General features: G+C 61.5%; 6 protein-coding genes and 1 pseudogene. 5 read left to right on the plus strand and 2 right to left on the minus strand.

Going from position 1 to position 6,945, the window contains the following annotated elements:
- Positions 1 to 90: 90 nt before the first annotated feature.
- Positions 91 to 1,002 carry a LysR family transcriptional regulator gene (locus INR99_RS15865; RefSeq protein WP_194117356.1) on the minus strand — a complete coding sequence of 304 codons (912 nt, stop codon included), beginning with the start codon at positions 1,000 to 1,002 and terminating at the stop codon, positions 91 to 93.
- Between the two features lie 101 nt (positions 1,003 to 1,103).
- Here INR99_RS15865 and INR99_RS15870 point away from each other — a divergent pair, with 101 nt between their 5' ends.
- The 4 genes from INR99_RS15870 (at position 1,104) to INR99_RS15885 (ending at position 4,516) form a co-directional block, all read left to right on the plus strand.
- Positions 1,104 to 1,697, plus strand: a complete 594-nt coding sequence (locus tag INR99_RS15870; protein WP_194117357.1) for a DsbA family protein — start codon at positions 1,104 to 1,106, stop codon at positions 1,695 to 1,697.
- Positions 1,698 to 1,729: 32 nt separating this feature from the next.
- On the plus strand, positions 1,730 to 2,368 hold the full coding sequence (locus INR99_RS15875) for an NAD(P)-dependent oxidoreductase (protein WP_194117358.1): 639 nt from the start codon (positions 1,730 to 1,732) through the stop codon (positions 2,366 to 2,368).
- A 148-nt stretch (positions 2,369 to 2,516) separates the two neighbouring features.
- Positions 2,517 to 3,731, plus strand: a complete 1,215-nt coding sequence (locus INR99_RS15880) for a multidrug effflux MFS transporter (RefSeq protein ID WP_194117359.1) — start codon at positions 2,517 to 2,519, stop codon at positions 3,729 to 3,731.
- A 110-nt stretch (positions 3,732 to 3,841) separates the two neighbouring features.
- Positions 3,842 to 4,516, plus strand: coding sequence for a DUF3313 domain-containing protein (locus INR99_RS15885; RefSeq protein ID WP_194117360.1), 675 nt, complete (start codon positions 3,842 to 3,844; stop codon positions 4,514 to 4,516).
- Positions 4,517 to 4,704: 188 nt separating this feature from the next.
- Here the strand turns inward: INR99_RS15885 and INR99_RS15890 are convergent, their stop codons facing one another.
- Complete coding sequence (locus INR99_RS15890; RefSeq protein WP_194117361.1) at positions 4,705 to 5,460, minus strand: SDR family NAD(P)-dependent oxidoreductase; 756 nt, start codon at positions 5,458 to 5,460, stop codon at positions 4,705 to 4,707.
- Positions 5,461 to 5,625: 165 nt separating this feature from the next.
- Between INR99_RS15890 and INR99_RS15895 the strand changes: the two are divergent.
- A pseudogene (locus tag INR99_RS15895) lies at positions 5,626 to 6,753 on the plus strand (IS3 family transposase).
- The last annotated feature ends 192 nt before the right edge of the window (positions 6,754 to 6,945 follow it).

Raw genomic sequence — 6,945 nt, forward strand, 5'->3', positions numbered from 1 at the left:
AACGTCTTTGAACTTGCCGTACATTTTCCGGCATCCCCGACAAGGCTTAGCGGCGGTGATTCAACAGCCAGCCAAACCCGCTCCACCTGATCAAGCCTTGGCCTCACCGGCGCGGGTGGCTAGCCAGTCGCGGAAGAAATCAATGAATGCCCGCACCTTGGCCGGCACATGCTGGCCCGAAGGATAGACGGCAAAAATTCCGGCCGGGGGCAGCGACCAGTCGGAGTACAGACGTCGCAACTCACCGCGCGCCACCGCCTCGTGCACCATGAAATCCGGCAGTACCGACAACCCTGCGCCGGCACGCACCAGCGCCTGCACCAGCACCGGTGAATTCACCTCGCAGCCCCCCTGCATGCGAACCGTCTGTGCCAGGCCGTCGCGGGCAACAAAGGTCCAGAGTCGCGGACTGGGGAGCAGATTGAGTGCAATCCAGGGTTGCGTGGCCAGCCACTGCGGGTCAACCCCTGCCGCGGCAGCCAGCGCCGGTGGTGCGACCACCCACTGCTCGAATTCGCTCAGGCGACTGGCACGCAAGGTAGAGTCCTTGAGCCAGCCCATGCGGATTGCCAGATCAATACGGTCCTGCACCAGATCCAGCACATCATGACTGGCGATCAGATCGAAGCTCACCGCCGGATAGCGCTCGCGAAAGGCAGCCAGCGCCGGAGCCAGAACCCCGGCGGCGTAATCGCCCGGTGCGGTAATGCGCAGCCGGCCCTGCGGCGCGCTGGCCGCAGCGCCCAGCTCGCGCAATGCCGTATCAAGCTGCAAGAGCGGGCCACGACAGGCGTCCAGCAACTGGCTGCCGGCTTCGGTCAACACCACCCGGCGCGTAGTACGGGTGAGCAGCGTGACGCCCAACTCGGCTTCCAGCCTGGCCACTTGCTGGCTGAGCGCGGCCTTGGCCAGCCCCAGCCGTTCAGCCGCAGCGGTAAAGCCACCGGCGTCAGCCACGGCGGCAAACAGGCGCAGGCGGTTTAGATCGGGCAATCCGGTCATGTTTTGTATCGATTTTGCAAACAGTAAATTCATTTTATCGGCATTTATCCAGACAATACAGACGGGCATCATTCAGCCATTACCGAACACCCTGAACTGCCATGCCAATACCGAGTGAATTTGTCCTGATTGTTGATCCGTGGTGCGGCTGGTGCTACGGCGCCCAGCCCGGACTGCAACGTCTGCGGGAGGAAGATCCGCAGGCACGCTGGACCCTGCTTCCCAGCGGGCTTTTCTGCCAGCCCTCGTTTCCCGATGCCGAGCGGCGCGCCTATTTCTGGCGCAATGACCGGCAGATCGCCACCCGCACTGGCCAGCCCTTTTCGGATGCCTATCGTGAGCACATTCTGGGCGACGATCAGCAAGGCTTCGACTCCAGCCTGGCCACCCTGACCTGGCATCTGCTGAGCGAGGTTCAACCCGAAGCCGCGCTCGACATCCTGCACGCCGTGCAGCAGCTGCGCTATGTCGCCGGCGACGTCAGCCTCGCGGCCCACGCGACACTGGCCGGCCGCTTTGGCTGCGATCCACAGTGGCTGGCAGCCCAGCTGGCGGCAGGCTGGCCACCGGCATTGCATGCCCAGGTGCAACAGGCACGCCAGCTGATGCAAGAGCACCAGCTGTTTGGTGTGCCAGCTCTGCTGGGGCGGCTCAACGGGCAACTGCAGGCCTTGCCCGGGCAGATGCTGATCTGACCCTTTTACTGATGACACACAGGAGTTACACCATGAAAATTGCCCTGATCGGCGCCACGGGCTTTATTGGCAGCGCCCTGCTCACCGAAGCACTGCAGCGCGGCCACCACCTTACCGCACTGGTCCGTCACCCCGAAAAGCTGGCGGCTCAGGTCGGACTGACCGCACTGGCCAGTGATGTCTTCGACAGCACATTGCTCGCCAGCCAGCTGCAAGGCCATGATCTGGTCCTCAGCGCCTTCAGCGGCCACAGTGACAGCGACGTGGCCGGCTACTATGCACGCGGCTTTGCCAGCATTGTTGCCGCCGTGAAGGCCGCGGACGTGCCGCGCCTGCTGACCATCGGCGGTGCCGGCAGCCTGGAAGTGGCGCCCGGTGTTCAGGTGCTGGATACACCGGATTTCCCCGACGCCTGGCGCGCCAGCGCCGAAAGTGCACGGGCCGCACTGTACAGCCTGCGCGAAGAGGGCGCACTGAACTGGACGATGGCCAGTCCGTCGGCACACATCCACCCGGGCGAACGCACGGGCCTGTTCCGCCTGGGCTCCGATCAGCTGCTGGTCGCAGCAGATGGCGAAAGCCATATCTCGCTGGCCGACTTTGCCATTGCCGTGCTGGACGAAGCCGAACAAGCACGCTATCCGCGCCAGCGCTTTACGGCAGGCTACTGAGCGTGAGCCTGCCGCCCGTGGGCACTAATACCATTGAGCACACGGGAGGGCTGCCGTACAGTCGACATACCAGCCGCATAGCCCTGCAATACCCACTACCCTATACATGCAGAATCGATAGTTCATAAATATCATAGAGCCATACCCAATGAGTCAAACCAGCAGCTCCGTACATGCCACATCGCACAGCCGCTTCGCCGGCTGGATTGTGCTGCTCGGGGCGCTGACGGCCCTGGGGCCGCTGTCGATCGACATGTACCTGCCGGGACTGCCGGACATTGCTGCCTCGCTGCACGCCAGCGATGGCAGCACGCAACTGACACTGGCCAGCTATTTCATCGGACTGGCCATCGGCCAGATGCTGTACGGCCCGCTCTCGGATCACTTCGGGCGCAAGCCCCCGCTATTGGCGGGGCTGGCAATCTACCTGCTGGCCTCGCTGGGCTGCGCACTCGCGAGCAGCATCGACATGCTCATCGGACTGCGTTTCCTGCAGGCACTGGGCGGCTGTGCGGGCATGGTGATCGCGCGGGCCATCGTGCGGGATCGCTGCGAGCCCCGCCACGCAGCACAGGTGTTTTCATCGCTGGTACTGGTGATGGGGGTTGCGCCGATTCTGGCGCCGCTGTTCGGCAGCTGGATCGTCAGCCTGGGCGGCTGGCGACCGATTTTTGTGCTGCTGGCCCTCTTCGCGCTGCTGTGTCTGCTCGCCATGCATCGCCTGCTGCCAGAAAGCCGGCCGGCGCGTGAGGATGAGCCGTTCCGTATCGGCCTAACGCTGCGCAACTATCTGGCGCTTTTGCGCGATCGCAGCTTTACTGGTTACGCCATCACCGGCGGGCTGGCGGTTGGGGGGCTGTTTGCCTACATCACCGGTTCACCCATTGTGCTGATGAAGCTCTATGGCCTGTCTGCCAGCACCTATAGCCTGGTGTTCGGCAGCATTGCCACCTGCTACATCGTGGCCAGTCAGTTCAATGCGCGTTTTCTGAAAAGCAACAGTCTCGACACGCTGCTCGGCCGCGCCATCCATGTGCTGGCCGGAGCCACCGTCGTGTTGCTGCTGGCCAGCTTATGGGGCAAGCCGCCGGTGTGGCTGCTTCTGGGCTGCCTGTATGCCTATCTTGGGGCGCTGGGCTTTGTCGCCGCCAATGCCACCGCCGGCGCGCTGGCACGCAATGGCGAGCAGGCAGGCCTGGCCAGCGCGCTGATGGGGACCTTGCAGTTCAGCATTGCCACCTTGGGAGGCGTGCTGCTGGGACTGTGGCACGATGGCAGCCTCACCCCGCTGGCCAGCACCCTGGCCGTGTGCGGCGTGGGAGCCTGGCTGTGCTATCGGCTGGGAACCCACCGCCTGGGCTGATCGCTCGCGGTCTTATTACCTTGCCGTTGGCATGCCTCGCGGCAATAATCCTTCCCGACACGCTGCGCCCGCCCGGCGCAGCTCCTATCGAAATCGTGAAGGAATTGATGATGCGCGTGCTACGCCCTGTTCTGCTTGCTTTTGCCCTGCTGGGTGCTGCCTCTGCGTCGGCAGAAGGCTTTCTGAGAGACAACCTGTTCACCCTGCCGCAATCGGCCTTCCAGAAAAGCGGCAAGCAGCCGGCACAATCCGTCTACCTCGCCCCTGGAGCCGATCTGCGCGCCTATCAGAAGGTAATCGTTGAAACCCCGCTGTTTCTCCATCGCGATGCACAAGGACAATGGCAATTGCTGCAGCCCAACGAACAAAGCCGGATTGCGGCCTACTTCCAGAGCCGGCTTGCAGAAGAAATCACCAAGAGTGGCGTGACGGTAACCGATCAGCCCGGCGCCGATGTCCTGCGGCTGCGCGTGGCCATCAGCGGACTTGGCCAGGTTCGCCCGGACAAGAAAATTGTCGACATTCTGCCTGCGAAGGCCGCCATCAATCTGACCAAGAACGTGGTTGGCCGCGAGCCCTATCTGCTCAAGGTAGGCTCGATGGCGCAACTGGAGAATGCCGAGACCGGCGAAGTCCTGGCCGGCTCGGTCAACCAGCGGGAGACCAGCAAGACCAAGCTGAAAGATGAAGCTATTACCCTGGAAATGGTGCGCGGTGAAATCGACAAGGTAAGCCGCAACAGCGCTCGCCAGCTTGCCGACGCTCTGGGCGTCGGTCAGCGCTGAGCAAAAAAAAAGCCCCCGCGTCTGACGCGGGGGGGTCACAGGGGAGATGATGGAGCGTGATGGACTTGCGTCCCGGTCATTTGCCGCCCGGGGCGCACCCCTTACACAACATCAGACCTCAGTCCTTTGCGGCAGTTCCGCACCATCATCATTAAGAATCGGTAATTTTCACATCACCATCGTGCTGATCAGGCTGCAGCGAACTCGAGTGTCCTGCCGCTCTGCCCCTGGCTTGCTGCACTCATCCAGTACAGCAGCGCCGGCACGATTGCCTCGGTGCGCGGCAGGCTTTCAGCGGACTCGGCCGGATGCGTCGCCAAGCGGAATGGTGACTGGATCGGTCCGGGAACCAGCAGATTGATCCGCAGATTGGGCTGATTGTCCCATTCGCTGGCGGCAATCTCGACCAGATTTTTCTGCCCTGCCTTGCTCACGCTGTAGCCGCCCCAATACGCTGCCGGATTCAATGCATGACTTTCACCAAGATGGATGATCGCCGCATCGGGCGCCTGAGTCAGCAGCGGCAGCAAGCCCCGGTTGATGGCGAACGGTGCGGCGACATTCACTTTGAACATCTCCACCCACTCATCCAGTTTCTGGTTGGTCAGCGGTGAGAGGAAGGTAAATCCGTTGGCGGCATGCAAGATGCCGTCCAGCCGGCCAAACTCCTTGCGGATGGTAATGCCCAACTGGGCAATTTCTGCTTCGCTGATCTTGGCCAGATCCATCGGGATCGCAGCCGGCTGCGGGCCGCCGGCCGCTTCAATCGCATCATAGGTACGCGCCAGCTTCTTTTCATTGCGCCCCAGCAGAATCACTGTCGCGCCGTGCTGCGCATAAGCCAGCGCCGCGGCCGCCCCCAGCCCCTGCCCGGCTCCGGTTACCAGAATCACCCGCCCAGCCAGCACATCAGCCGGCGCCTGGTAAGTTCTCCAATCTGTCATGTCATGCCTCAGTAGTGCGTCGGTTTCACGCCAAACCGCAATTCTACCCTGCCAGAGAAAAGCACGCCGGCGCATCAATACTGCTTCTCTGGTTAAATCCAAAGTAAAAGGCTCTGTCCCAGCGACGTCACCCCGAATTTGAGTAGCAGGCTGCTTTGGAGTCCAATCCCCCTATCCAAGGAGACTGGACATGAAAAGCGTTATTCGGAAGAACAAATCATCGGCTTTCTTCGCGAGGCCGAAGCGGGCATCCCGCTCAAGGAACTCTGCCGCCTGCATGGCTTGTCCGAGGCCAGCTTTTACCTGTGGCGTAACAAGTTCGGAGGCATGAGCGTCTCCGATGCCAAACGGCTCAAGGAACTGGAGGCCGAGAATGCCCGGCTCAAGTGCATGCTTGCCAACGCGTTACTCGAGAACGAAATCACCAAGAAGCGCTGCAAAAAAAGTGGTAGCCGCACCGGCAAGACGTGAGCTGGTGCGGTATATGGCCGGACGTGGCCTGAGTGAGCGACGAGCCTTGTCGTTGGCCTGCATGAGCGCCAGTACGTTGCGCTATCGGCCACGACCGGATCGTAACGGACCACTGCGCGAACAGCTCCTCTTCTTGGCCCATCGACATCGTCGCTATGGCGCCGGCATGATTTATCTGAAGCTACGTCAGTCGGGCTGGGTGGTGAATCACAAACGGGTAGAGCGGCTATACGGCTTGGCGGGTTTGCAGGTGCGGCGGCGCAAGCGCAAGAAGGTGCCGTTGCGGGATCGTCAACCCCTGGTCCGGCCCATTGCAGCCAATCAAGTCTGGTCCATGGATTTCGTGTTTGATCGTACCGCCGAAGGGCGAGTGATCAAGTGCCTGACCATCGTCGATGATGCGACGCATGAATCCATTGCCATCGTGGCGGAACGAGCCATTGGCGGTTATCCGCTGACGCGCCTGCTGGATCAACTGGCCAGCACACGGGGTTTGCCGCAGGTGATCCGGACCGATAACGGCAAGGAGTTCTGCGGTCGGGCCATGCTGACGTGGGCGCAACTGCGTGGCATTCAATTGCGCCATATTGAACCCGGCAAACCCAATCAGAATGCCTACATCGAGTCATTTAATGGATGGTTCCGGGGCGAATGCCTGAGTGAACACTGGTTCACAGGCCTGGCTCTGGCATGGGTACTGATTGAATCCTGGCGACGCGAGTACAACGAGGAACGGTCAAAGAAATAACTGGGCGGCCGACGCCGTCTGCGTATGCCAGACAACTGGCCGCAAAGTCGGCTACATTAAACTTCGGACTCTAAACGCGTGTGCTACTGAAACAGGGATGACGTCGCCAGAGGTGTTTTGCATCCCCATCTCCGCAACACACAAAGCAAAAGCCCCGACCATTGCTGATCGGGGCTTTCTCTTTGGGGAGTCTGGCGATGTCCTACTTTCACACAGGCAATCTGCACTATCATCGGCGCTGAGGCGTTTCACCGTCCTGTTCGGGA

Origin of the sequence: Chitinilyticum piscinae (assembly GCF_015223195.1) — a bacterium.
GTDB classification, from domain to species: Bacteria; Pseudomonadota; Gammaproteobacteria; order Burkholderiales; family Chitinibacteraceae; genus Chitinilyticum; species Chitinilyticum piscinae.